The organism is Pseudomonas sp. TE9122 (assembly GCF_056278925.1).
This window is the reverse complement of record NZ_JBWBQI010000001.1, coordinates 1,063,945-1,089,954: the sequence shown is the minus strand read 5'-3', so window position 1 is coordinate 1,089,954 and position 26,010 is coordinate 1,063,945. Positions and strand designations below refer to the sequence as shown.

Below are 26,010 nucleotides of genomic sequence, written 5' to 3'. Positions count from 1 at the left end.
TATCCTGTGGGAGCGAGCCTGCTCGCGAAGGCGGTCTCGGGTGAACCCAAAAATCCGTTGGCGCTCAGCGAATCCCCGCCAACAACGTCCTTGCCGTCTGCTTCAACGGCTCATCCCCTTCCTTGAGCAATTCATTGAGCAGCGCGATCGCACTGTCGATGTCGCCATCGTCGATGCAGGTCTGTGCCTGTTCGAGCTTGCCGGCGGCCTCGGTGTCAGCGTCGGTGGACTCGGGCAATTGCAGATCCAGAGGTTGCAGCGCCAGTGACGACTCGGGATCGCCGAACTCATTGAGGAAGTCATCGTCGAGCGGCTGGGCGTCGGGTTCGGGGATCCATTCGAGTTCGGCTTCTTCGGCAGATGCAGCCTGTGGCAGTTCGAAATCGACAGGTAACACCGACAGGCTGGTGCCCAGCTCCGGATCATCGATTGGCGGTGCGGCGGAATCGGTGCGGCTGTCGTTCAGATCCCAATTTGAATCCATCGACAGCTCGCCCAGATTCAATTCGAAATCATCCTCGAGAGCGCCGGGCGACGATGCGAGCGGCGCGGCTGCGGTCGCTGCCGTGGCCACGGGCAGCTCAGGCGCGATTGGCGTTGCTGCAAATGCCGCCGGTGCGGCGCCTGCCAGTTTGGGATGGCGAGCGCGGGTTTCAATCAGTTCGCGCTCATCGACGCCAAGCGCACGCAGGCGGTTTTCCTGCTGTTCGTAAGCGGCGCTGTCACCTTGGCGCCCAAGAACCTCCAGCAACTGCAAACCGAGATCGGTGCGTTCAGGTTCCTTGTGCAAGGCATCGCGCAGCAGCCCGGCGGCTTCGCTGAGCCGGCCGTAGGCCAGATAGATGCCCACAGCCTCCAGCACGTCGCCGGCACCGGGTTCGTCGCGATGATCGGCGGCCGCGTGCGCACCGACAGATTGTTGAAGTTCAGGCTCATCAACGTTGTCTTCGGCGCTCACAGGCAATAGCGGCATCGGCGTGCCATCTGCGGTCGAACCTTGCTGACGGCGACGTATGAGCAACGCAGCCAGCACGCCCAGCAGCAATAGAAGTCCGCCGAGCAGCGGCCAGTTCACGCCATCGTCTGCCGCCTCGACCGGGGCTGAAACAGCGGCCGGAACCGGAGCGACCACGGGCGGTGGCGGTGCTTTCTGCACTTCGGCCAAGCGGGTTTGCAAATCTTCAATCTGCTTCTTGCCGTCGGCTATTTGCACTTGCTGCTCTTGCAGCCTGAGGTTCTGTTCGTCGAGGGTCTTTTGCAGTTGCTGGGTGAGCAGCACGCTGGCGGCCAGTTGCTCGGCCTGCGCATCATTGGCAGGCGGCGCCGGCGTTGGCGGCACAGGCGTCGCAGGGCGTTTGCCTTGGGCAGCCTGGGGCGGTGCGGTAACCGGTTCGACGGTTGGAAACTCAGAAGATTGCGGGCGCGGATCCGGCTCGTCGGTGGCGGGCACGATGCCCGGCGAACCCGGCGGATCGATCAACACCGTGTACTCGCGCAGCAGACGGCCGTTGGGTTGATCGAGCTGCACGAGGAAATTCAGGAAAGGTTCGTTGACCGGTTTGCCGGACGTCACCCGGATCATCTGGCGGCTGCCGCGCAGGATCGGAGTGAACTTGAGGTCATTGAGAAAGAACACCCGCTCGACGCCCGCCCGGCCGAACTCATCCGCCGAAGCCAGGCTGGCCGAGAGATCGTTTTGCGTCAACGTACCGACATCGACCAGCGCGATGTCGGCCTTGAACGGCTGATTGAGGGCTGAGTGAACAGTGATTTCGCCCAACCCCAACGCCATCGACCAGGTCGAATAGCTGAATACGCCAGCGAGCAGCAGCCATTTGGCGCCCCCGCGCAGCACGTGCCGACTTGCGAGCATGAGCATCCCTTAAATAAGCAAAACCGGTTTCTATGCGTTCGCACATCCGGTACGAACACGATATTGCCCAGTAGTTCTTATAGTCGGCTCAGCGCGATCTCTCAAAAAATCGCTGCCGGGATGTGCCTCAAGATTTTTCCAAGTTGGCCAGAATGTGCCCGTGCACGCGCATGCACACCTTCAGATCCGCCTCGTCGACACCTTCGAACAGTTCGTGACGCAGTTGCGTGGCAATGGTTTCGATTTGTTCGATCAGGGGCAAGGCAGGTGCGCAGAGCACGATTTTTTTCGCCCGGCGGTCTTCCATCACGGACTGGCGTTGCACCAGTCCCTGGTTCTCCAGACTATCGAGCAAGCGCGCCAGGGTCGGGCCTTCGACGCCGACACTCTGGGCCAGTTCGCGTTGGGTAGGCGCCTCTTCAAAACGCGCCAGATGCAGCAGCACCAGCCAGCGCGCCTGCGACAGGCCCAGCCCGGCGAGGCGACGATCCAGTTCGGCACGCCAGCCACGGGACATCTGGGCCAGTTGCATACCAAAGCGATGTTGATCGGTTAACGGCATAAAACACTCACGGTTAGACTGAAAATACGGAAAATCTAATTATTAGTCAGCTAAGCATGGGCGGCAGTTATAGGCAAGAGTGGCTCTGTACTGAATCGTTACAACTGCGCGAAGATCAAAAGCCCCTCACCCTAGCCCTCTCCCAGAGGGAGAGGGAACTGAGCGGGGGATGCTTTGAAAATTCGCCGACCCGACAGCGCTCGCTGAATCCATAATCGACTCGGTTTTGCAGGTCGAGTCTGCCGCCAGACACCGCGGTCGGCTCCCTCTCCCTGTGGGAGAGAGCTGGGGTTAGGGAACGGCCAGATTACATCTCGAATTCAGACAGCAACGCCGCCCGCACACAATAAAGCACGCCTTCAGGAACACGTCCGGCGAACAACTCGGCGACTTCGGCGACGGACGGCAACTCGCCCTCGCCATCGAGAAACGCGTCCTGCACTTCGCCCATCAATTCCTCAGGCAAATCCAGCGCCTGCTCCAGCGACAACTGCTGCTTGCCGATGGCTTCGGCGAGCATGGCGTAGACGTTCTTCTCCGAGCACTGCAACTGCCCGGCGATCTGCAGCGGGGTCATGCCGGCGCGGGCCAGGGTGATCAGCTCGTGACGGACATCGGCGACCACCTTCGGCGCCTCCGCCTCGCCGCCGAGCACTTCGAGGAAGGCTTCGCCATAGCGCTCCAGCTTGCGTGCGCCGACGCCGCTGACCCGGGCCATTTCCGCCAGAGACGTCGGCTGGCTGCGGAGCATTTCCAACAACGTCGAGTCGGGGAAGATGACGTACGGCGGCACGCCGTGTTCTTCGGCCAATTTGCGCCGCAGTGCGCGCAAGGCTTCCCACTGTTCGCGTTCCTCGCCGCGCACCAGTTGGCTGGCCTGGCTCTTGCTGCCCGTTTTGGCAGTGACTTGCGGTTTCAGGTCGCGGCGCAGTTCCAGCTTCACTTCGCCTTTGAGCAGCGGCCGGCAACTGTCATTAAGACGCAGACCGCCATAACCCTCGTGATCGACATCGGCCAACCCACGCGCCACCAGCTGGCGGAACAGCGAGCGCCACTCGCTCTCGCTCAACGCCTTGCCAACGCCGAACACCGACAAATGCTGATGGCCGAAGCTGCGCACCTTTTCGTTGTCCTTGCCCAGCAACACGTCGACCAGATGACCGACGCCATAGCGCTGGCCGGTGCGGAAAATCGCCGACAAGGCCTGACGAGCAGGTTCGGTGGCGTCCCAGGTCTGCACGCCGTCGACACAGTTGTCGCAATGCCCGCACGGCTCAGGCATGTCTTCATCGAAATAGGCCAGCAACGCCTGCCGGCGGCAGCGGGTTTCTTCGCACAGCGAGAGCATCGCGTCGAGCTTGTGCTGCTCCAGACGCTTGTGCCGCTCGTCGCCTTCGGAGTTCTGCAGCATCTGCTTGAGCATCACCACGTCTTGCAGACCGTAGGCCATCCACGCATCCGCCGGCAGCCCGTCACGGCCGCCGCGCCCGGTTTCCTGGTAATACGCCTCGAGAGATTTCGGCAGATCGAGGTGCGCGACAAAGCGTACGTTGGGCTTGTCGATGCCCATGCCGAACGCCACGGTGGCGACCATGATCAGGCCTTCCTCGTTGAGGAAGCGCTTCTGGTGATAGGCGCGCAGATCGTTGGGCAGACCGGCGTGATACGGCAGCGCCGGGAAGCCCTGCTCGCTGAGGAACGCCGCAACTTCTTCGACCTTCTTGCGCGACAGGCAGTAAACGATGCCGGCGTCGCTGCGCCGTTCGGCGAGGAACGCCAGCAACTGTTTGCGCGGCTGCTCCTTGGGCACGATGCGATAGAAGATGTTCGGGCGGTCGAAACTCGACAGAAAGCGCTCGGCGTTCTGCAGGTGCAGGCGATCGACAATTTCTTCGCGGGTGCGCTTGTCGGCGGTCGCGGTGAGGGCAATGCGCGGAACGTTGGGGAACAGCTCGGCCAATTGACCCAGTTGCAGGTATTCGCGACGGAAATCGTGGCCCCATTGCGATACGCAATGCGCTTCGTCGATGGCAAACAGGGCGATTTCCAGGCTTTGCAGGAACGCCAGCATGCGTGGCTGCACCAGACGCTCGGGCGCGAGATAGAGCATTTTCACTTCGCCGCGCTTGATCCGCAGGGCGAGATCACGCTGCTGCTCGGCACTCAGCGTGGAGTTCAGCGCAGCGGCGGCGACGCCCAGTTCTTCAAGGGTGGCGACCTGATCGTCCATCAGCGCGATCAACGGCGAAACGACCACCGCCAGGCCCTCGCGCAACAGTGCCGGCACCTGGAAGCACAACGACTTGCCGCCACCGGTAGGCATCAGCACCAGCGCATCACCGCCGCTGGCCACGCGCTCAATGATCGCACCCTGACGGCCACGGAAACTGTCGTAGCCGAAGATGTCCTTGAGGACGCGTTGAGCCTGTTCGAGCATAAAAACTCCAAAAATCTACCGATACATCCCTGCTCAGGCTGGTTCAGAGCAGCTTCGGCTGCTTAAACAAAACGTAAGAACACATTGCATGACCAGCGCAGCGCCAGCAGGGATCGCAAAACGCGGCAGTATACCCGAGGCCTTCGCCGCACAGGGTGCCGCTGAGAAGACACCTGATAAACCTGCCACACACAAAACCCTGTGGGAGCGAGCCTGCTCGCGAAAGCGACCTGTCAGTCGATGCAAAAGTGCCTGATACACCGCCTTCGCGAGCAGGCTCGCTCCCACAGGGTTATTCATCTTTCCAGTGAGGCCGGTAATTCGGGCAAATCTGCCAAGCGGCTGGCTAGAGCGCGCAAGAAAGCCTAGAATTCCCGCATTGTTTATTCCCCAAGGTAGCCCCGTAATGTCCTTCGCTGAGCAACTGACCCGCCTGCAAGTCTTCCTCGATGCCGACGAGCTGCACGACGAGGCGCTGGATTACGTCGCCGCCCACGGTTACCTGACCGCGCTGTCTATCTGCTCCGAAGACGTTCCGGAGCGCGAGTGGATCGACGCGCTGTTCGCCGAAGAGCCGCATTACGCCGACGAAGCCCAGCGTGCCGAAATCGAAGCCACACTGATCGGCCTCAAAGCACACATCGCTCGCCAACTGGCCTCGGATGAAGAATTCGAATTGCCGTGCGAACTGGATCTGGGCGAAGAGCCGGACGATTCCGAACTGCGCGGCTGGTGCATCGGTTTCATGGAAGGCGTGTTCCTGCGTGAAGCGGCCTGGTTCGAAACCGCCGAAGAAGAAGTCAGCGAAATGCTCCTGCCGATCATGGTCGGTTCCGGCCTGTTCGACGAGCAGCCTGAGTTCGAAGACATCGCCAAGGACGCCAACCTGATGGACGACATGATCGTTCAGATCCCGGAAGCCCTGACCGCGCTGTATCTGCTGTGCCAGGCCCCCGACGAAAAACCGGCGATCCTCAAGCCTCGTCATCACTAAGAACCGGCCTATGGACAACCCCATAGGCAACCGCCCCCTGATGTTGCGCTACGTCCTGCTGGCCATCGGCTGGCTCAGCGTCGCATTGGGGGTGATCGGCATCTTCCTGCCGGTCCTGCCCACCACCCCCTTCCTCCTGCTCGCCGCGGCCTGCTTCGCGCGCAGCTCTCCGCGCTTCTATCGCTGGCTGGTCGAACATCCACGGCTGGGGCCATGGATTCGCGACTACCTCGAAGGCAACGGCATCCCGCTCAAAGGCAAGGTCTACGCGATCGGCCTGATGTGGGTGAGCATTCTGTTCTCGTGTTATCTGGTGCCGTTGGTTTGGGCGCGTGGGTTCATGCTGACGAGTGCGGTGTTGGTGACGGTTTATATTGTGCGGCAGAAGACCTTGAAAAAACGCTGATTGCTCCACCGTCGGCGGCACAACCGTTCATCCGATATCCGTCCGCACCTGTCAGAGTTGACAGGTGCGCGCTTTAACGTCGCATGCTTAATTCTTCCGTATCGGCGCTGACAGCCCAGGTAAGCGCCCCGTATGGAAGGCGAAAATTCATGACCAGCTCACAATACCTGATATTCCCTCCTGCGCCGCGTTCCGGTATCGGTGTGCTGGCCCTCTATCCGCCGCAACCACTTCTGCACAAGCTGCAAACTGACCAGAGCTACGGTATCAACATCGCCATGATTGCTCAGAACATTAACGGATTGGGCTTCAGTCTCCCGGCGTATCTGTCTCAAGCCCTCGGTGACCGTATCGAAGTCTTCCTCGATAGACCCGATGTCACCACCCCTTCGTCCGTGATTGATTTCGCCCTTACAGAGGACGATTTTGAGGCCGATGGAAAGACCCCTAAAACCGTACTTTTTTACATTACAGCTGAAACCCTCGAGGAGAAATTCCTGCCGTTTACCGACGTCAGGCTGGATTGCTGGATTAAAGTCACGAGACTGAGCGGCAACCCGGGGGAATCGCCACACTCACAACTCTGGTTCAAACATCCCGCTCCGGGCGAAGCGGACATTGACGGCGGCAAGCCTTCCAATCAGGGCCTCAAGCTGCCGATCGCATCGGAAAGTATCGTCGATCAGAACGTCATCAAAGAGGGCATGGAAGTCACGGTCAAGCATTACTTCAATCAGCAGATCGGCGATACGGTCGTGCTGACATTTGGTTCGCTGCGGCTGGACTTCGTCGTGACCGACGACTCGGCCGACATCGTTTTCAAGCTGACGCCTGACTTGCTCGGCAAATTGCAACAAACCAGCAATCTGGTGGTGCGCTGGAGCGTTTATGACGTTGTCGAGAACTCCAGTGGTTTTTCGGAACCGCTCATTCTGCCGTTCAAGCCCGTAATAACCCTGCTGACCGCGCCGATTTTCGAGCAGTCCGATGCCGACGACGTAATACACCATGACTGGCTTGCAGGCGGCCCGACGAACATTCTCCTGACGGGCAGTTTTGCGATCAACGATGTGATCGCCCTGACACTGGAAGGATTCACCCGAAACAACGTGCCAGTCACTCATACCTATTCTTTAACGGTGACCGTAGACAGCAAGACACTGAACTTTCCCGTGGAAAATTTCCGCATTCAAAATGTGATAGGTGGAAGTTTACGGGCAACTTATATTCTGACCAGAGCAGGTCAGTCCAAACTTTCCAAACCTGCTGACGTCACCGTTGCGGGTAAATCCTTGCCACTGGGAGCACCGGAGGTCACCCCACTGGTGGAAGGTGAGCTGGCAGTCGACACTGCCAAAGCCTTTATAAATGTCGCCAGTTTCTGGCCCTTGAAACAAGGGGCAGAGGTCAAGCTGCATTGGCAGACCACAGACATCAACGGCAAGTTGGTACGGTTTACTTGGGGACAGCTTGTAACGGATCCTTCAAAGCCCATCGTTTTCGAGGCCGAGAACGAGTACATCAAGCCCTACGCCAGCGCGAGACTGGCCGTGCAGGCCACCATCACCAATCCCGGCGAAAGTGAAGTCTTTTCCGATATCGCGCAGTTGAAGATCGGCGATCCCAAGGAGCTTGTCCTCACGCCGCCCTCACTGGTATCGCCTTTCACTAATCCGCTTGATCCCTTGGCAGCGCTGCCGAGCATGCTGGTGGAATATCTCGATGCCAAGACCGAGAAGGTTCGCCTGGTGTGCACACCACTGCCCTTGGGATTTGATCGCTTCCCGCTGGTAGATCTGGATTCGGCCAAACAAGCCCGCTTTACGTTCGACAGGCGCCTCATTGTGGCGCTTCACGGTGAAACCGTGCGATTCAAATTCAACCTGAATCAGGACGGCAAGAAAATCGGATCTTCTCCGGAAACTGAGATTTCTTTCAAACTGATCGCTGATCAGGATCCCAGGTTTCCGAGACCGCGAATCATTGGCATTGATAACGCAATCCTGGACGTAAAAAAACTGACCAGCGCAGACAAATTGGCGGTCAACCTCTGGCACGGACAACGGCCGGGCCAGAGCATGACGCTGGTGCTGATCGGCATCGACAGCAAAGACAACCCTGTTCGCCACGTCATCATGAACGCGGAGGCGAGCGTCACCAGCGCCGGGCTGATACGGGAACTGTCAACGCCGACGCTGGAAGTGTTGAAAAATCTCAAAAGCGGCAGTACGGCGACATTGATATTTTCCGTGCGCCTGGGGTTGCGCGGCAATCCAGTGGAATTTCCCCACCAGACCTATCAGATCGAATCTCTGGTTGAGTTGCAGCCGGTCATCACACTGATTAAGGACTCGCAGAACAGGGAGATTCCGCATAGCGACCTGACGGTTGATCCGAATGTCACGATCGAGGGAACTGCGAGCGTAGAACAGCAGGTTGAAGTTCTGGTGAATGGCGAGTCGATAGAGACATTGACCACAGACAAGGACGGGAAATTTTCGACGCTATTGAAGGGGCTCGTTGTCGATGTACTGACAGTCGTGCAGATTCGAGCACTCTATGGCGACGGTCTTCTCTCTCCTTTACGCTCGTTCACGCTGCGCAAAGCGCTGCAAGTCAACAACAGCGCCATGGCCCTGTCAGGACTGAGAGTTTATGCATGGCGCCACACTCACAGTGCAGATTTTCCAAACAATACCCAAATCCGCGCCGCCGTCCCGTCTACAGGCGTCCACCCGATCACCTACAGAAGCAGTAATCCGAACGTGGCTTATGTCGACGGCAACGGGAAAGTCACGGGCATACGTAACGGCAATACGTACATTACCGTACAGGACCGATTCAGCTCATTTTCTTATTACGTCAGTGTGACGAATGTTTATCAGTTGGCTATCGGCGGCTACGGCATGACACACCAAGAGGCGCTCAACTGGCGATACAGCATTCCGGGCGCAGAAGCCATGGGTGGTGCACTGCACACAATGCAAGTGGTATATGGACCCGATCCTTATTGGCCAATAGCCGCTGGGGGCATATACCGGATGTGCGATGAAGGCGGTTGCCCGAGCAACTCGCGGTCGATATATGCGCATGCCAATGGCGGAATTGTTTGCCATCCGGACCTGAATGCCCGATGGGCTCCATGGTGTATCTATCCCATTTACGGATAAACCGGCCTCTTCGCGAGCAGGCTCGCTCCCACAGTTTCACCGCTCTCCCCTGTGGGAGCGAGCCTGCTCGCGAAGGCTGACTTAAAGACAACACGTCTCTACAGACAGACAAAACCCACCGTCCCGAATCAACCGGGGCGGCGGGTTTTGTTGTTTCAGACCTCAGCTCAAACCGTATCCACCTTCAACGAATGATCATTGAGCATGCCGCTGATGATCGTCGCTGTGTCGTGACCGCTGGCAATCATGCCGCCTGCGCCCGGGGTCACGCCGTAGTGGCTGGCGAGGTTGACGCCGGCCAGGTCGATGGTCTGGCTCGGCGCGGCGCCGGCCATGGCGCTGACGTCGATGCTGGTCATCACCGAGGCGCCGCTGCCGCTGACGGTGAAGTGCAGATAGTCGTCCAGCGACGCGGTACTGGCGTTTTCGCCTTGCAGCAGTTGCGACAGATCGAGCCTGTCGGTACCGGGGGTGAAATCGGTAATCAGGTCATGGCCGCTGTTGCCCTTGAGCCACTGGAAGGTGTCGGCCCCTGCCCCGCCCGTCAGCGTATTGTTGCCCATGCCACCAATCAGTAAGTCATCGCCAGCGCCGCCATTGAGGAAGTCGTTGCCGAGGCCACCGTTGATCACGTTGTTGTTGCCGTCGCCGGTGAGGCTGTCGTTGAAGTTGGAGCCGAGCAGGTTTTCGATGCCGGTCAGCGTATCGGTACCGGCGCCGAGGGTGTTCTGCGCACCCAGCAGGCCGAGATTGACGGTGACGGCGGCTGTGGCGTGGGCGTAGCTGGCGGTGTCGCTGCCAGTGCCGCCGTCGAGCAGATCGTTGCCCGCGCCGCTGTAGAGCAAATCGTTGCCAGCGTCGCCGTGCATTTCGTTATTGCCGGAGCCTGCCGTGAGTACGTCGTTGCCGTCGCCGGCATTGATCACGTTGTTGCCGCTGCCCGCCACCAACACATCGTCGCCAGCAGTGCCAGTCAGGGTGTGGCCGTCCTGATAGCTGATGCTGATGTTGGCCGTGTCGCTGCCGCCGTGGTTGTCGTTGGCGGCGTAAGTGCCGTGGTAGTCCGGCGTGATGTCGTGGGCCGCGGCGTAGTTGAGGGTCATGGTCAGCTGGTAGTTCTCCGCCGCATTCGGGTTGCCGCCACCATTACCAATGTTGGTGATGTGAATCTGGTAGACGCCGTCCGCCGAGGCGCTGAGGGTCTGGCCGTCCGCCAGCGCCATCCAGGCACCGCCATTGAGCGAATACTCCATGCTGATCTTACCGGCACCCAGATTGTGATCCAGATTGAGGGTTTCGCCCTGACGCAGATTGACGGTAATGCGGTCTTCATCGTTGGCATTGCTGTTGCTCACCATGCCCAGATAACCGCTGACCACCAGCACGGCGGTCATGGTCGCGGCATTGGCGCTGAAGGCGCTGCGCACATTGGCCAGATTCTGGTTGGCTGCGTTATTGGTCTGCCCAGTGAAGCCGATCAGGCCGCTGCCGGTGAAGTCCGCCGCTTTCGACACCCAACCGGTATTGAAACTGGTGGGTGTGGCGTTGAGGGTGTCGCCGTTCGGATCGGTGTCATTGGCCAGCAACAGCTCGCCCGGCACCACGATGTTGCCCGACAGCACGTTGGTGATGACGTGATCGTCCATCGCCAGCGGTGGCGCGTTGGGGATCACTTTCACCGTCAGGGTGGAGCTGGCCAGATCGCCGTCGTTGTCGCTGACGGTGAAACCGATGTTTTCGGTGATCACCACGGCGGTGGTTTTCTGCGAGGTGTAGCTGTATTCGCCGGTATCAAGATTGACCACCAGCGTGCCGCTGTTGTTGGTGGCAATGCTGACGCTGTTGTTGGCGGTATTGAAGGTGCCGTGATTGGCGCCGCCGCTCGCGGTCAACGAACCCTGGCCACTGAGGGCTTTCGGATCGTAGGTGTAGGTGGTGCCGTCGACCACGATCGACTTGATGAAACCGCCATCGGCGCCGAACGAACCGCCCTCGCCCAGCAGCGAACCGGTGACCGGCGCGCCCTGCACGGTGCCGGACAATACCGAGTTGAGCTGATTGAGATCGGTGACCACCACCGCATTGGTATTGGTGTGGTTGATGCCATCGTAGGCCAGCGGATCGAGGTTGGCGTTGCTCACGCCACTGCCCAGACCAATGGCGTAGTTCTTGATGTTGTTGGCGTCGAGGAAGTTTTTCAGCGCGGCTTCGTCAGCCGTGCCGATGTCGCCCTCGTTGGGCTTGCCGTCAGAGAAGAAGTAGCCGACGTTCTGTGCCCCGGTGAGTTTGCCGGAGGTGTTGAACGCGGTCTGCATCACTGCTACGGCAGCATCGTAGTTGGTGCCGCCGCCAGCGTTGAGACCGGCGAGGAGTGTCTTGGCGGTGGCGACATCCACCCACACGGTGGTGCGGTCGGCGGCATTGCTGCTGAACGTCACCAGCTGCACTTTCACATCGCCCAGATCATCGTACTTGTCGAGCAAGGCACCAATGGCCTGCTTGGCCAGTGCCAGCCGCGACAGGCCCGGCACGCCAGAGGCATCAGCCATACTGCCGGAGATGTCGAGGACGATGAGAATGTTCGAATCGATCTCCACTGCGGTTACCGAGCGATCCGAGGCAACGGCTTTCGGTATGTCGTCGACGATGTTGACCACGAGGGTGCTGGTGGTGCTGTTGCCCAGTGCATCGGTGGCTTTGTAGGTGAACGTTTCGCTGAGGGTGTTCGGCCCGTCGTTGGCGTTCGGCGCGGTTTTCGGCGCCGAGGTCAGCGTGTAGGTGTAGGTGCCGTCAGCGTTGAGCAGCAGTTGCCCGTAGCTACCGGTGGCGTTGCCGACCAGGGTGTAAGTGATCGCGCCGCTGCCGCCACTGACCGAACCGACCAGCGTGCCGCTGGCGGTTTCACCGGTATTGCCCGGTTCGCTGCCGGTGACTGTGCCGGGGGCGAGATCCTGGCCATCCTTGTTCAGGTCGAGGGCTTTTTCATAGACCGTCACATCCTGATCGACCGAGGCGACCAGTTTGCTGTCGGCGACGTTGATGGTCAGCGTCGTGGTGCTTTCATCGCCATCGCTGTCACGGATGGTGTAGGTGAACGTGTCGGTCGCGCCCGGCGGGCTCACCGAGTTCGGGTTGCTGTGGTAAACCGCATTGCCCGCCGCGTCGAGGGTCAGGTAGCCGTAGTTGCCGTTGATGTTGCTGTTGAGCCCGCCGCTGGCTGATGTCGCGGTGTTGCTGCCGGCGCGCACGCCGACCACCGTTGCGGCACCATCGGCGCCGCTGAGGTCATTGCCGAGCACACTGACATTGACCGTGCCGCCCTCCGCTACCGAGCCGGTATCGGCGTTGGCAGTCGGCAAATCGTCGACGATATTGACGTTGATCTGACCGCTGGCGGTACTGCCATCGGTATCAGTGGCGACCACGTCGAAGCTCTCGCTGAGGCTGTTGGCACCGTTGGCGTTCGGATGAGCTTCGTTGTCGACCAGGGTGTAGCTGTAACTGACCACGCCGGTGGCCGGATCGTAACCGGTGATGGTGAAGGTGCTGCCCAGTGGCGAGACCACCGATTGCGGCAAACCGGCGGCGACGCCATTGCTGATCACCGCAATGCCGCCGACCGTGAGGGTTTGCAGGCCATCAAGAGCGGTCACGGTGAAGCTGCCGCTCCGGCTCAGCGCCGAGGTGTCGGGGTTGCTGCCGTCGCTGAGGTTTTTCTCGTAAACAGTGATTTCGCCGCCCTTCACGTTGAGGCCGTCGAGGCACACCGGATCGTCATTGTTGTGGATGTTCAACACCAGGTTGGCGGTGCTGGTGTCGCCGTCGGCATCGGTGATGGTGTAGGCGAAGGTTTCCGTGCCGTTGCCGCCGCCATGGAGGTTTTTGAAGTCGGCGTCATTGGCGTCCAGCGTGTAGGTGTAAGTGCCGTTGGCGTTGAGCACCAGCGTGCCGTAAGTGCCAGTGAAAGTACCGGCGGTTACCGGGCCGCCGGCGACCCGGTCGGCGCCCTGCACGTCGTTGTCGAGGACGTTGCCGGTCAGGGTCAACTGGGCTTCGGTTGCGCTGACGGCATTGCTGTCATTCAGCGCCTTCGGCACGTCATCGACGATGCTCACAACGATCGTGCTGGTGACGACATTGCCCAGCGAATCGGTGGCCTGATAGGTGAAGGTTTCGCTCAGGCTGTTGGCGCCGTCGTCAGCATGCGGCGTGGTGGTCGCTGGCGAAGTCAGGGTGTAGGTGTAAGTGCCATTGGCATTGAGGACGATCTGCCCGTAATTACCGGTGGCGCTGCCGACCAGTGCATAGCTGATCGCACCGACTGCACCGGTGACCGAGCCGACCAGGGTGCCGGAAGCGGTTTCGCCAGTGCTGTTTGGATCGCTGCCGACCACACTGCCCGCCGCCAGATCCTGGCCATCCCTGTTCAGGTCGAGGGCTTTTTCGTAGACGGTGACGTCAGTGTCGCTGACCGCTTTCAGGCAGCTGTTATAGACGTCGATGGTGATCGTCGTGGTGCTTTCATCACCATCGGAATCGCGCACGGTGTAGGTGAACACATCCACCGCACCCGGACCGTTCACCGCGTTGGGATTGCTGTGATAAACGGCGTTACCGTTGGCATCAAGCGTGAGGTAGCCGTAGGTGCCGTTGATCTGCGAATTGAGCCCGCCGATGGCCGAAGTCGAGGTGTCGGCACCGGCACGCACGCCGACGACTGCGCCGGTAATCGCCGGGCCATCCGCGCCGCCGATATCGTTATCCAGCACATTGCCGCTGACGGTGCCGCCCTCCGCCACCGAAGCCGCGTCCGCATGCGCGGTCGGTAAATCGTCGACGATGTTGACGTTGATCTGGCCGCTGGCGGTACTGCCATCGGTGTCCGTCGCGACGACGTCGAAGTTCTCGGTGAGGCTGTTGGCGCCGTTGGCGGTTGGATGGGCTTCGTTGTCGGCCAGGGTGTAGCTGTAACTGACTACGCCGGTCGCCGGGTCATAACCGGTGATGGTCAAGGTGCTGCCCAGGGGTGTGATCACCGATTGCGGGAAACCTGCGGCCACGCCGTTGGTGATCACCGCGATGCCGCCGACTGTGAGGGTCTGCAGACCATCGAGAGCGCTGACGGTGAAGGTGCCGTTCTGGGTCAGAGCTGGGGTGTTGGGGCTGGTGCCGTCGCTGAGATTTTTTTCGTAGACGGTGAGTTCGCCACCGTTGACGTCGAGGCCGTTGAGCAGCACCGGATCGTCATTGTTGTGGATATTCAGTACGAGATTGGCAGTGCTGCTATCGCCGTCGGCATCAGTGATGGTGTAGGCGAAGGTCTCTGTACCGTTACCGCCGCCGGTCAAGGCTTTGAAATCGGCATCGCTGGTGTTCAGGGTGTAGGTGTAAGTGCCGTCGGCGTTCAGAACCAAGGTGCCGTAAGTACCGGTGAACGTGCCGGGCGTAACCGGGCCTGTCGGTACGCGGTCGGCACCTTGCACGTCGTTGGTCAGGACGTTGCCGGTCAGGGTCAGTTGGCTTTCCGAGGCGGTACCATTGCTGTCATCGTTGGCTTTCGGCAGGTCGTCGACGATGTTGACGTCGAGGGTGCCGGTGGCGGTAGTGCCGTTGTCATCAACGACCGTGACCGCGAACTGCTCAGGCAGATTATTCGCGCCGTTGGCGTTCGGATGCGCTTCGTTGTCGGCCAGGGTGTAGCTGTAACTGACTACGCCGGTTGCAGCGTTGAAACCGGTGATGGTCAGCGTGCTGCCCAGTGGTGTGGTGATCGATTGCGGGAAGCCTGCGGCGACGCCGCTGGTCACCACGGCGATGCCGCCAACGGTCAGCGTGGTGACGCCGTCCAGTGCAGTGATGGTGAAGGTGCCGTTCTGCGTCAGCGCGCCAGTGTCCGGGGCGCTGCCGTCGCCGAGATTTTTCTCGTAAACCGTCAACTCGCCACCGGCGACGTTCAGGCCGTCGATGGTGACTGGATCGTCGTTGTTGTGGATCTGCAGAACCAGATTGGCAGTGCTGGAATCGCCGTCGGCATCAGTGATGGTGTAGGCGAAGGTCTCTGTGCCGTTGCCGCCACCGGTCAAGGCTTTGAAATCGGCATCGCTGGTATTCAGGGTGTAGGTGTAAGTGCCGTCGGCGTTCAGAACCAAGGTGCCGTAAGTACCGGTGAACGTGCCGGGCGTAACCGGGCCTGTCGGTACGCGGTCGGCACCTTGCACGTCGTTGGTCAGGACGTTGCCGGTCAGGGTCAGTTGGCTTTCCGAGGCGGTACCGTTGCTGTCGTCGTTGGCTTTCGGCAGGTCGTCGACGATGTTTACGTCGAGGGTGCCGGTGGCCGTCGTGCCGTTGTCATCGACCACCGTGACTGCGAACTGCTCAGGCAGATTATTCGCGCCGTTGGCGTTCGGATGCGCTTCATTGTCGGCCAGGGAATAGCTGTAACTGACCACGCCGGTTGCAGCGTTGAAACCAGTGATGGTCAGCGTGCTGCCCAGTGGTGTGGTGATCGATTGCGGGAAGCCTGCGGCGACGCCGTTGGTCACCACGGCGATGCCGCCGACGGTCAGCGTGGTGACGCCGTCCAGTGCGGTGATGGTGAACGTGCCGTTTTGCGTCAGCGCGCCAGCGTCAGGGGCGCTGCCGTCGCTGAGGTTTTTTTCGTAGATCGTCAGCTCGCCACCGGCGACGTTCAGGCCATCAATGATGACTGGATCGTCGTTGTTGTGGATCTGCAGAACCAGATTGGCGCTGCTGCTATCGCCGTCGGCATCGGTGATGGTGTAGGCGAAGGTCTCTGTGCCGTTACCGCCGCCGGTCAAGGCTTTGAAATCGGCATCGCTGGTATTGAGCGTGTAGGTGTAGGTGCCGTCGGCGTTCAGAACCAAGGTGCCGTAAGTACCGGTGAACGTGCCGGGCGTAACCGGGCCTGTCGGTACGCGGTCGGCACCTTGCACGTCGTTGGTAAGCACGTTGCCGGTAAGGGTCAGCAAGGTTTCCGAGGCAATGCCGTTGGCGTCGTCAAACGCTTTGGGTACGTCGTCGGTGATATTCACGTCCAGCGTGCCAGTGGCGCTGTCGCCATTGCTGTCGGTGGCGATCACGGTGAACTGTTCGCTGAGATTGTTCACGCCATCGCCGGCCGCGTGGGTTTCGTTGCCGTTGAGGGTGTAGCTGTAGCTGACCGTGCCGGTCGCCGCGTTGTAACCGGTGATGGTCAGGGTGTTGCCCAGTTGCGTGGTGATCGACTGGGGAAAGCCGATCGGCACGCCGCCAACAATCACGTTGATGCCGCCGATGCTCAGGCTGTTCAAACCATCCGCTGCCGAGACCGTGAAGCTGCCACTTTGCGTCAGCGCGCCTGGATTGGCCGCTGTACCGTCAGGCAGATTGGCTTCATTGAGGTTCAGCTCGCCGCCCGCCGCGTCGAGGCCGTTGAGGATGATTGGATTGTTCACCGGTGGCGGTGGCACCACGACCGGCGCTGGCGTGTCGTCGCCATTATCGATGTCCGCGTCGCGACGATACTCGGGAAATTCGGGAATGCCATTGAAGCCGGCAGTGGGGAAACCGATGATCGGATCGACCCGGCCACCGACTTCGGTCAGTAGAACGAAACTGTGCCCGCCGCCCAGTTCACCGGTATTGCCGGTGGGCGCGTTGGGGCCGGCCGCAGTGGCTTCGGCAGTTTTGCTTGGGTCTTCACCGGCGGCAATGGCTTTCTGGATCTGCTCGACATCGGTCAGTTGCACCTGGCTTGGGGTCTGCGCTTCGTCGACGTTCACCGGCACAGCCTGGTCGGCCAGCAATTGCCCGGTCATGGTGATGCTGCTGCCCCGGCCGAGGGTCAATTCCTCGCCGTTTTGCAGTTTCACTGCCACCGCGCCTTCCGCGCCGGTGATCAGTTGATCGCCAGCGTACAAACGATCGCCTTCGAACAACGGACGCTTGATGCCGTCGCTCGCCTGAGCGAACACCTGACCAATGACTTTTGTGACCGTACCGATGAGCGCTGCCATGTGAAATCCTCCGCTGCCGACCACCGTCGGCACAGGTTCGCGAAGCAGCCCATGGCTCAATCGGGTTGCCGGGGGCGACGCTCGCACCCTCGACAGTTCGTTTCGCAGGCCCGGTTTGAGGTGAATTGTCAGCGCTATCAAGCACTTGCCAACCCTGTTCAATCCGCCGACCCACTAGCGCTACGTAACGGTGGTGAATCACCCGAGTGACAAAAATCTGTCGCTCATTCGCCGTTACGCGTCCCTCCCCTTCAGCAGTACTTCGCAGTGTCTCGCAAAGTGAATGGAACTTTCCTCAAGCCTTTTCGAGCTCCCTAAAGCGCATAAAACAAAGGCTTTCGAGCTGAACAATGTGCTGCTTTTGAAAAACCGCATAAGTTTTTTTTGGAATAAACCTTATGAAAATTTTTTCTTAGCTACGCTCTAGGATGTTCTTAGCTCTGTTGTTACAAGAGTGAAACGCTTATACCCAAAATTTACGTCAAATATTTGGCGACGGTAACACAACATTGAGATCCAGGGAGATGCACCCATGCGCGTTTTAACCCCCCTCTGCAGCGCGGTTTTGCTGGCCATGGCTTGCACTTCCCAAGCCCAGGCGATGAACCTCACCGAGGCGATTCAAAGCACCATCGCCACTCACCCGGAACTGGCTTCGCGCGTGGACGCCCGCCTGTCAGCGGATGAACAGGTGAAAGTGGCCAAGGGCGGGTTTTATCCGTCGGTCGATCTGAACGCCGCCTACGGGCGCGGCTACAGCGACAACACCAACACCCGCGCTTTCGGTAACCACAACACCGAAATCCTCAATTACACCCAGTCGGAGCTGCGCTTGCGGCAGATGATCTTTGACGGTTTCAACACCGCCAACGAGGTCGAGCGCACCAAGGGCGTGTCCAACTCGCGCGCCTACTACGCGCAAGGCACCGCGCAGGATCTGGCCCTGCGCACCATCGAGGTCTACCTCGAAGTGCTCAAGCGTCGGGAACTGGTGACGCTGGCCAAGAACAATTTGCAGGCGCACTTGCGCGTCAACGATCAGATCGGCCTGCGCACCGAGCGCGGCATCGGCAGCACTGCAGACTCGGATCAATCGGTTGCCCGTCGTGCACTGGCGCAGAACAACCTCGACACCGCCGAAGTCGATCTGGCTGACGCCGAATCGAATTTCTACAGCGTGGTCGGACGCATGCCCGATGAGCTGGAAACCCCGGCCTCGACTCGCGGTGAGATGCCACCGGACCTGCGTGAAGCGCAGCAAAGCATGGTCGACAACAACCCGTACCTGAAATCGGCCCAGGCTGACGTGCAGTCCGCCGAGAGCCAGTACGAAGTGGCCAAGTCGCCGTTCTACCCGCGCTTCGACGCGGAAGCGGCAGTGGGCGCGAACAACAACGTGCAGGGCGACGAAGGCCACGACAACGAATGGCGTGTCGGTGTGGTGATGAACTACAACCTGTTCCGTGGCGGCAGCGACAAGGCACGTCTGGCCGCGAATGCCCACGACATCAATCAGGCGATGGACATCCGCAACAACGCCCTGCGTCAGCTCAACGAGAACATTCGCCTGGCCTGGAACGCCATGGAGAACGCCAAGAAGCAGACGCCGACGGCCCGCGAATACGCCGAAACCACCAAACGCGTGCGCGCCGCTTATCAGGACCAGTTCGGCCTCGGCCAACGCACCCTGCTCGACCTGCTCGACAGCGAAAACGAGCTGTACAACGCCAACCGTCGCTACACCGAAATCCGCTACACCGAGGAATACTCGATGTATCGCGTGCTGGCGAACATGGGCCAGTTGCTGAGCAAGCAACGCGTGGTGCTGCCGGCTGATGCGATTGCCACGACCGAAGTGAAAAACCAGGCGCGCCTGCCGGAACTGAAATAAACGGTGCAGGAACTGACTTTGCCCTGATCGTTCCCACGCTCTGCGTGGGAATGCCTCAAGGGACGCTCCGCGTCCAGTGACGCGGAGCGTCACGGGCTGCATTCCCACGCAGAGCGTGGGAACGATCCGATAACCGAGCCCGTTCAACAGAGGCAATCACTATGACCAGCATGGAACCCGGCGCCACCGGGGTCGATCCGCGCCTGAGCTTCGACGATCCGTTACTCGACGGTCTGCTGATCCTCTGCAAACTGCATGGCGCCACGGTCAGTCGTGCCAGCCTGAGCGCCGGGCTGCCCCTGAACAAACAACGCCTGAGCCTCGATCTGCTGCCCCGCGCAGCAGCGCGGGCCGGATTACAGGCGCGGTTGTTGCGCCGTGACCTGAAAGACATTTCACCGCTGAACCTGCCGATCCTGCTGCTGCTCAACGACGGCCGCACCGCTGTGCTGCGGCGGTTTGGCGAGGATGGCAAAGCCCTGCTGCTGCCCAGCGAAGCCGACGGCGGCGAGCAATGGGTCAGCCGCGAAGAACTCAACGAGCACTACAGCGGCCAGGCCTTGTTCGCCCGCCCGCGCCATGAACTCGAAGACCTGCGCGCGCCGCTGGTGCCACGGGTAAATGCGTGGTTTCGCGACACTCTTAAACTGTCGAAATGGCTGTACAGCGATGCGATTCTCGCCAGTTTCCTGATCAATTTGCTGGGCCTGATGGTGCCGCTGTTCGTCATGCAGACCTACGATCGCGTGGTACCCAATCAGGCGACCTCGACGCTGTGGGTGCTGTCGATCGGCCTGTTGATCGGCACCGGTTTTGAACTGGTGCTGCGCGTGGTCCGTGCGCACCTGCTCGACACCGCCGGGAAGAAAACCGATGTGATCCTCTCGGCAACGTTGTTCGAGCGCATCACCGGGATGTCGATGAAAGCGCGGCCGGCGACCATCGGCGGCTTTGCGCAGAGCATTCACGATTTCCAGGGCCTGCGTGAATTTCTCACCGCCGTGACCCTGACCAGCCTGATCGACTTGCCCTTTGTGGTGTTGATGCTGGTGGTGATCGGCCTGCTCGGCGGCTGGCTGGTGGTGATTCCACTGCTGGCGTTTCCGATCACCATCATCTTCGCCATGGTGATTCAGGTGCGCCTGCGTGACACCGTGCAAAAAAGCCTGAGCCTCGGCGCGGAGCGTCAGGCGGTGCTGATCGAAACCCTCGGAGGCCTGGAAACCCTCAAGGCCTGCGGCGCCGAAAGCGAGCGTCAGCACAAATGGGAAAGCACCCACGGCGCCCTCACCCGCCTCGACAGTCATGCGCGCAACCTGTCGGCGCTGGCCACCAACGGCACGCTGTTCATCCAGCAGTTTTCCGGGATGGCGACGATTGTTGCCGGGGTCTACAGCATCATTGCCGGCAACCTCAGCGTCGGCGCGCTGGTTGCCACTTACATGCTCGGCAGCCGCGTGCTCGCCCCGCTCGGCCAGATCGCCGGGCTGATCACCCGCTACCAGCAAGCGCAACTGACGATGAAAAGCACCGACGCGCTGATGGCCCTGCCGCAGGAGCGCGACGGCAAACAACGACCACTGGAACGTACGCAGCTGCAAGGTGCCCTCGACGTCAGCGGCGTGACATTCCACTACAACGGCCAGAATGCGCCGGCGCTGAGCGAAGTCAGCTTCAGCCTGAAAGCCGGCGAGCGGGTCGGCATCATCGGCCGCAGCGGTTCGGGCAAAAGCACGTTGGCGCGGCTGGTCATGGGCTTTTATGAAGCGGAGGAAGGCCAACTGCTGCTCGACGGCCTCGACCTGCGCCAACTGGACGTGGCTGACCTGCGCCAGCAGATAGGTTATGTCGCCCACGACCTGCCGCTGCTGGCTGGCAGCCTGCGCGACAACCTGACCCTGGGCGCGCGTTACATCAGCGACTCACGCATGCTCGAAGTCGCCGAACTCACCGGCGTCACTGAACTGGCCCGGCAACACCCGCAAGGTTTCGACCGACCGGTGGGCGAACGCGGGCAATTGCTTTCCGGCGGCCAGCGCCAGGCGGTGTTGCTGGCGCGCGCGTTACTGCTCGATCCACCGATCATGCTGCTCGACGAACCCACCAGCGCCATGGACAACAGCAGCGAAGATGCGCTGCGGCAGAAACTGCATGGCTGGGTGCAAGGCAAAACCCTGCTGCTGGTCACCCACCGCACCTCAATGCTGAGCCTGGTGGACCGGTTGCTGGTGCTGGACAACGGCCGGGTCGTCGCTGACGGCCCGAAAGAAGCAGTCATCGAAGCGCTGCGCAAGGGCCGTGTCGGCTCGGCGGCGGTCTAGGAGTTACGCCATGCCTGCTTCTTCCGATAGCAACAAGCGCGGCTACTTCGACAGCTTCGGCAAAAGTGCCGAAGCCGAGTTCATGCCGGAAACCGCCGGCGCGGCGTTGCAGGATTCGCCGCGCAAATCGCGGATCACCGTATGGCTGGCGGCAGCGCTGCTGATCGCCGCCCTGGTCTGGGCCAAATTTGCCGTGCTCGAAGAAGTGACCATGGGCGAAGGCAAGGCGATCCCGTCGAGCAAGGTCCAGGTGATCCAGAATCTCGAGGGCGGCATTGTCACCGAGATATTCGTTCGCGAAGGTCAAATGGTCAGCAAGGGCGACACCCTGCTGCGTCTGGATGACACGCGCTTTCGCTCGAACAAGGGCGAGAGCGAGGCCGACCGTTACGCGCTGACCGCGCAGGTTGAACGCTTGTCAGCGGAGGCCGAGGGACGCCCCTTCAAACTCTCCGCTGAAGTCATCGCCAAAGCGCCGCAAGTTGCCGAGGATGAACGCTCACTGTACGAGCAACGCCAACGCCGCTTGGCCAGCGAACAGCGCACTCTCAGCGAACAGCTGCGGCAGAAAACCCAGGAACTGGCGGAGTTTCGTTCCAAGCAAGGCCAGTTCAGCTCCAGCCTCGCGTTGTTGCAGCAAGAGATGAACATGTCGGAACCGCTGGTCAAAACCGGCGCCGTTTCACCGGTGGAAATCCTCCGCCTCAGGCGCAGTGCCGTGGAAATTCGCGGTTCGCTGAACGCCACCACGCTGGCGATTCCCCGCGCCGAATCGGCGATTGCCGAAATTCGCAGCAAGATCGACGAATCCGAGCAAACCTTCCGCTCCGAGGCCGCCAAAGAGCTGAATGAGAAACGCACCGACCTGTCGAAAATCACCGCGTCGAGCATCGCCATCGACGATCGCGTCAGCCGCACTACGGTGACGTCGCCGGTGCGTGGCGTGATCAAGCAGATGAAGGTCAACACCATCGGCGGCGTGGTCCAGCCGGGCAGCGACATGGTCGAAATCGTGCCGCTGGAAGACAACCTGCTGATCGAAGCCAAGGTCCGCCCGCAAGACGTCGCGTTCCTGCATCCGGGCCAGAAAGCCATGGTCAAGTTCAGTGCCTACGACTACACGATTTACGGCGGGCTGAGCGCCAAACTCGAGCTGATCGGCGCCGATACGATTACCGACGACAAGGGCAACAGCTTCTATCTGATTCAGGTGCGCACCGACAAGAATCACCTGGGCGGCGATGTCAAACCGCTGCTGATCATCCCGGGGATGGTGGCGACGGTGGACATCATTACCGGCGAGAAAAGCGTCTTGGATTACTTGCTCAAACCGGTGCTGAAAGCGCGGACCGAGGCGATGCGTGAGCGCTAGTGATCTTTGAATTGCGGTGATTGATCTGGCGCTTTCGCGAGCAGGCTCGCTCCCACAATTGGTATGCATTCCCCTGTGGGAGCGAGCCTGCTCGCGAAGAGGCCCGCACAGACAATGATCATTTGTCGCCATGGTTACGCTGAAAGGTCTCCTCCCCCATCGCCGCAATCTGCCCTTCGATCAGCGCTTCAAACGGTTTCAGTAACGGCGCAAACGTCGTCGGTGCTTCGAGGGTTTCGAGCGCCTGGACGATCGCCTCGATCGTCGATAACGCCCCCGGCCCCGGCGCCTTGCGCAGGCGATAGCGCGACACGCCGCCCTCGGCCAGGGTCACCCGTGGCAGTGCTGCCAGCAGCGGGTTGAGGTGCAGCATCTTGCGCGCTTTGCGCCAGGTGCCGTCCGGGACGACCAGCAACATTGGCTGATCATTTGGCGCGTAAACCTGCAACGACTGCGCATCGTCAGCCGGGAACAGCAAGCGCGCCTGATAACCCGGCCGGTTCAACAGTTTCGGCAAATCTTCGAATACCTCGCCGACAATCAGCTCGGCATTGCTCAGTCCCAGCACCGCCAGCCGCGCGGTATTGAGCGCGTGACTGACCTCGCTCGGATGCTGCAGCAGCAATACCCGGGTGCGGCTATCGAGGTGCGGAATCAACGGGCACAGGCAGTGGGTCTGGGGGCGCAGGCAGCGCGGGCATTGTGGTCGGGACATTTTTTTCTCAAGCCTGATTGAGCTGCGCTTTGAGCAAATCGCGGAAGGTCTGGATCAGCGGCTCGCGGCTGCGGCCCCTGCGCATGATCATCGAAAACGGCGCCTGATAACCGAAGGTCGCTGGCAGCAGAACGCGCAGATCGCCCTTGTCGGCCCAGGCCTGCGCGTAGTGCTCCGGCAGATAACCGATGTAGGCGCCGGAGAGCACCAGAATCAGCTGCGCTTCCATACTTTCCACGGTCGCGGCACTGTGTTTGAAACCGTGGCGGGCCAGTTCCGCCTGACTCCAGTAACCGCGCCCGACCATTCGTTGCTGGGTGATGACCTGCTCGGGGATGCGCCGCTCGTTGAACAACGGGTGACGACTGCTGCAATACAGCCAGTGCTGCTCGCGGTACAGCGGCATGTAGACCAGACCGCTCATGCGCGTGGAAAACGCACCGATGGCCAGATCGAGGCGATTGTCCTGCACGCCGAGTTGCAATTCATAAGGGCTCATCACCGACAGGTGCAGATGCACCGCCGGGTGTTCCTGGCTGTAGGCGCCGATGGCTTCGGCAAACGGCAGGGCCTTGTCGCTGACCGTGGAATCGATCACGCCAAGGTTGAGCGTGCCGCGCAGTTCGCCCTTCAGCGCGGCGGCGTATTGCTCGAAGCCTTCAAGCTCGGCGAGCAGGCGCAGGGTTTCCTGATGGAACAGCTCGCCCTTGCTGGTCAGGCTGAAGCCACCGCGCCCGCGATGGCACAACACCAGACCGAGCGCGGTTTCGAGCTGGCTCATGTAAGTGCTGATCGCCGAGGTCGACAGGTTGAGTTCCTGCTGCGCGTTGGCAAAACCCTGATGGCGCACGACGCTGACGAAGATGCGCAGGAGTTTCAGGTCGGGTAAAGCGTTGGCCATGTCTACTCCGGGCTTTGCAACTGTGTGTATGTGGGAAAAGCCCCTCACCCCAGCCCTCTCCCCGAGGGAGAGGGAGCCGATCTCCATGGCTTTCAAATCCTGAGTTCGACTCGATTTTTCAGGTCGATGCAGATTCCGCCAACAACTCGGTCGGCCCCCTCTCCCTCTGGGAGAGGGATGGGGTGAGGGCAACAATCTTCAGCCATACACTTCATTCGAACCCACCAAAGTCTAATCCCACCTCTCCCATTAGTTTAGAAAAATCTGAACTAAGTTTTTGCCCGTAGCGATTCTTCCCCGTCACTACATTTCGCATGATCGACCCCACAGCGGCGTCCGAACCTGTGCTCAACGGCGCGCCGGCATAAATAAAACAAAGACGATGAGGCCCTACCCGTGGACAAGATTCTTCACCAACCACTGGGCGGCAATGAAATGCCGCGCTTCGGCGGCATCGCCACCATGCTCCGACTTCCCCATGTACCGACCGCTGCCGGCCTCGACGCTGCCTTCGTTGGCGTGCCGCTGGACATCGGCACTTCGCTGCGCCCCGGCACCCGCTTCGGGCCGCGCGACATCCGCACCGAATCGGTGATGATCCGCCCGTACAACATGGCCACCGGCGCCGCGCCGTTCGACTCGCTGTCGGTTGCCGACATCGGTGACGTGGCGATCAACACCTTCAACCTGCTCGACGCCGTGCGCATCATCGAAGAAGCCTACGACAACATCCTCGAGCACAACGTCATCCCGATGACCCTGGGTGGCGACCACACCATCACCCTGCCGATCCTGCGTGCGATTCATAAGAAGCACGGCAAGGTTGGCCTGGTGCACATCGATGCCCACGCTGACGTCAACGATCACATGTTCGGCGAGAAGATCGCCCATGGCACCACGTTCCGTCGTGCCGTCGAAGAAGGTCTGCTCGATTGCGATCGCGTGGTGCAGATCGGTTTGCGTGCCCAGGGTTACACCGCTGACGACTTCAACTGGAGCCGCGATCAGGGCTTCCGCGTCGTTCAAGCCGAAGAGTGCTGGCACAAGTCGCTGGCGCCGTTGATGGCCGAAGTGCGCGAGAAGGTCGGTGGCGGTCCGGTGTATCTGAGTTTCGACATCGACGGCATCGACCCGGCCTGGGCGCCCGGCACCGGCACCCCGGAAATCGGCGGCCTGACCACCATTCAAGCGATTGAAATCGTCCGTGGCTGTCAGGGCCTCGACCTGATCGGCTGCGATCTGGTAGAAGTCTCGCCCGCTTACGACACCACCGGCAACACCTCGCTGCTGGCCGCCAACCTGCTGTACGAAATGCTCTGCGTACTGCCTGGCGTGGTTCATCGCTGAGGGTCG

The 26,010-nt window shown here is 60.6% G+C and carries 13 protein-coding genes; 7 read left to right on the top strand and 6 right to left on the bottom strand.

Going from position 1 to position 26,010, the window contains the following annotated elements; genetic code table 11:
• Window positions 1–64: 64 nt before the first annotated feature.
• The 3 genes from ACZ9BE_RS04770 to recQ form a co-directional block, all read right to left on the bottom strand.
• On the bottom strand, window positions 65–1,873 hold the full coding sequence (locus ACZ9BE_RS04770) for a motility hub landmark protein FimV (RefSeq protein WP_476248967.1): 1,809 nt from the start codon (window positions 1,871–1,873) through the stop codon (window positions 65–67).
• Between the two features lie 127 nt (window positions 1,874–2,000).
• Window positions 2,001–2,435: a MarR family transcriptional regulator gene (locus ACZ9BE_RS04765; RefSeq protein ID WP_016771142.1), complete on the bottom strand. Its 435-nt coding sequence runs from the start codon at window positions 2,433–2,435 to the stop codon at window positions 2,001–2,003.
• 307 nt (window positions 2,436–2,742) lie between these two features.
• Window positions 2,743–4,872, bottom strand: coding sequence for a DNA helicase RecQ (gene recQ / locus ACZ9BE_RS04760; RefSeq protein WP_476248966.1), 2,130 nt, complete (start codon window positions 4,870–4,872; stop codon window positions 2,743–2,745).
• Between the two features lie 406 nt (window positions 4,873–5,278).
• On the opposite strand from recQ, the gene ACZ9BE_RS04755 reads away from it, so the two are divergent.
• The 3 genes from ACZ9BE_RS04755 to ACZ9BE_RS04745 all read left to right on the top strand — a co-directional run bounded on the left by ACZ9BE_RS04755 (window position 5,279) and on the right by ACZ9BE_RS04745 (window position 9,442).
• Window positions 5,279–5,866, top strand: a complete 588-nt coding sequence (locus ACZ9BE_RS04755) for a UPF0149 family protein (protein ID WP_101158594.1) — start codon at window positions 5,279–5,281, stop codon at window positions 5,864–5,866.
• Window positions 5,867–5,876: 10 nt separating this feature from the next.
• A complete protein-coding gene (locus ACZ9BE_RS04750; RefSeq protein ID WP_056783699.1) occupies window positions 5,877–6,272 on the top strand; it encodes a YbaN family protein in 396 nt (131 codons plus the stop codon).
• Between the two features lie 149 nt (window positions 6,273–6,421).
• Window positions 6,422–9,442 (top strand): Ig-like domain-containing protein, encoded by a 3,021-nt coding sequence (locus ACZ9BE_RS04745; protein WP_476248965.1) that lies wholly within the window; start codon window positions 6,422–6,424, stop codon window positions 9,440–9,442.
• A 167-nt stretch (window positions 9,443–9,609) separates the two neighbouring features.
• On the opposite strand, the gene ACZ9BE_RS04740 is transcribed toward ACZ9BE_RS04745, so the two are convergent.
• Entirely contained in the window at window positions 9,610–17,457 is a 7,848-nt protein-coding gene (locus ACZ9BE_RS04740; protein WP_476248964.1) for a retention module-containing protein, read from the bottom strand.
• A 532-nt stretch (window positions 17,458–17,989) separates the two neighbouring features.
• Between ACZ9BE_RS04740 and ACZ9BE_RS04735 the strand changes: the two genes are divergently transcribed.
• The 3 genes from ACZ9BE_RS04735 (at window position 17,990) to ACZ9BE_RS04725 (ending at window position 23,041) form a co-directional block, all read left to right on the top strand.
• A complete protein-coding gene (locus tag ACZ9BE_RS04735; RefSeq protein WP_016771146.1) occupies window positions 17,990–19,348 on the top strand; it encodes a TolC family outer membrane protein in 1,359 nt (452 codons plus the stop codon).
• A 161-nt stretch (window positions 19,349–19,509) separates the two neighbouring features.
• A complete protein-coding gene (locus ACZ9BE_RS04730) occupies window positions 19,510–21,669 on the top strand; it encodes a type I secretion system permease/ATPase (protein WP_150636600.1) in 2,160 nt (719 codons plus the stop codon).
• A gap of 10 nt (window positions 21,670–21,679) precedes the next feature.
• Window positions 21,680–23,041, top strand: a complete 1,362-nt coding sequence (locus tag ACZ9BE_RS04725; protein ID WP_476248963.1) for an HlyD family type I secretion periplasmic adaptor subunit — start codon at window positions 21,680–21,682, stop codon at window positions 23,039–23,041.
• A gap of 118 nt (window positions 23,042–23,159) precedes the next feature.
• Here the strand turns inward: ACZ9BE_RS04725 and ACZ9BE_RS04720 are convergent, their stop codons facing one another.
• Window positions 23,160–23,756 (bottom strand): tRNA-uridine aminocarboxypropyltransferase, encoded by a 597-nt coding sequence (locus tag ACZ9BE_RS04720; protein WP_476248962.1) that lies wholly within the window; start codon window positions 23,754–23,756, stop codon window positions 23,160–23,162.
• 7 nt (window positions 23,757–23,763) lie between these two features.
• Window positions 23,764–24,657: a LysR family transcriptional regulator gene (locus tag ACZ9BE_RS04715; protein ID WP_095180681.1), complete on the bottom strand. Its 894-nt coding sequence runs from the start codon at window positions 24,655–24,657 to the stop codon at window positions 23,764–23,766.
• A gap of 396 nt (window positions 24,658–25,053) precedes the next feature.
• Here ACZ9BE_RS04715 and speB point away from each other — a divergent pair, with 396 nt between their 5' ends.
• Window positions 25,054–26,004 (top strand): agmatinase, encoded by a 951-nt coding sequence (speB, locus tag ACZ9BE_RS04710; protein WP_003222717.1) that lies wholly within the window; start codon window positions 25,054–25,056, stop codon window positions 26,002–26,004.
• The last annotated feature ends 6 nt before the right edge of the window (window positions 26,005–26,010 follow it).

What these genes read in the sequence shown, in the direction of transcription:
- ACZ9BE_RS04735 (WP_016771146.1), top strand. Translation starts at nt 17,990, where the DNA reads ATGCGCGTTTTAACCCCCCTCTGCAGCGCGGTTTTGCTGGCCATGGCT.
- ACZ9BE_RS04765 (WP_016771142.1), bottom strand. Translation starts at nt 2,435, where the DNA reads ATGCCGTTAACCGATCAACATCGCTTTGGTATGCAACTGGCCCAGATG.
- ACZ9BE_RS04720 (WP_476248962.1), bottom strand. Translation starts at nt 23,756, where the DNA reads ATGTCCCGACCACAATGCCCGCGCTGCCTGCGCCCCCAGACCCACTGC.
- ACZ9BE_RS04750 (WP_056783699.1), top strand. Translation starts at nt 5,877, where the DNA reads ATGGACAACCCCATAGGCAACCGCCCCCTGATGTTGCGCTACGTCCTG.
- ACZ9BE_RS04725 (WP_476248963.1), top strand. Translation starts at nt 21,680, where the DNA reads ATGCCTGCTTCTTCCGATAGCAACAAGCGCGGCTACTTCGACAGCTTC.
- ACZ9BE_RS04755 (WP_101158594.1), top strand. Translation starts at nt 5,279, where the DNA reads ATGTCCTTCGCTGAGCAACTGACCCGCCTGCAAGTCTTCCTCGATGCC.
- ACZ9BE_RS04745 (WP_476248965.1), top strand. Translation starts at nt 6,422, where the DNA reads ATGACCAGCTCACAATACCTGATATTCCCTCCTGCGCCGCGTTCCGGT.
- ACZ9BE_RS04770 (WP_476248967.1), bottom strand. Translation starts at nt 1,873, where the DNA reads ATGCTCGCAAGTCGGCACGTGCTGCGCGGGGGCGCCAAATGGCTGCTG.
- ACZ9BE_RS04730 (WP_150636600.1), top strand. Translation starts at nt 19,510, where the DNA reads ATGACCAGCATGGAACCCGGCGCCACCGGGGTCGATCCGCGCCTGAGC.
- ACZ9BE_RS04715 (WP_095180681.1), bottom strand. Translation starts at nt 24,657, where the DNA reads ATGGCCAACGCTTTACCCGACCTGAAACTCCTGCGCATCTTCGTCAGC.
- recQ (WP_476248966.1), bottom strand. Translation starts at nt 4,872, where the DNA reads ATGCTCGAACAGGCTCAACGCGTCCTCAAGGACATCTTCGGCTACGAC.
- ACZ9BE_RS04740 (WP_476248964.1), bottom strand. Translation starts at nt 17,457, where the DNA reads ATGGCAGCGCTCATCGGTACGGTCACAAAAGTCATTGGTCAGGTGTTC.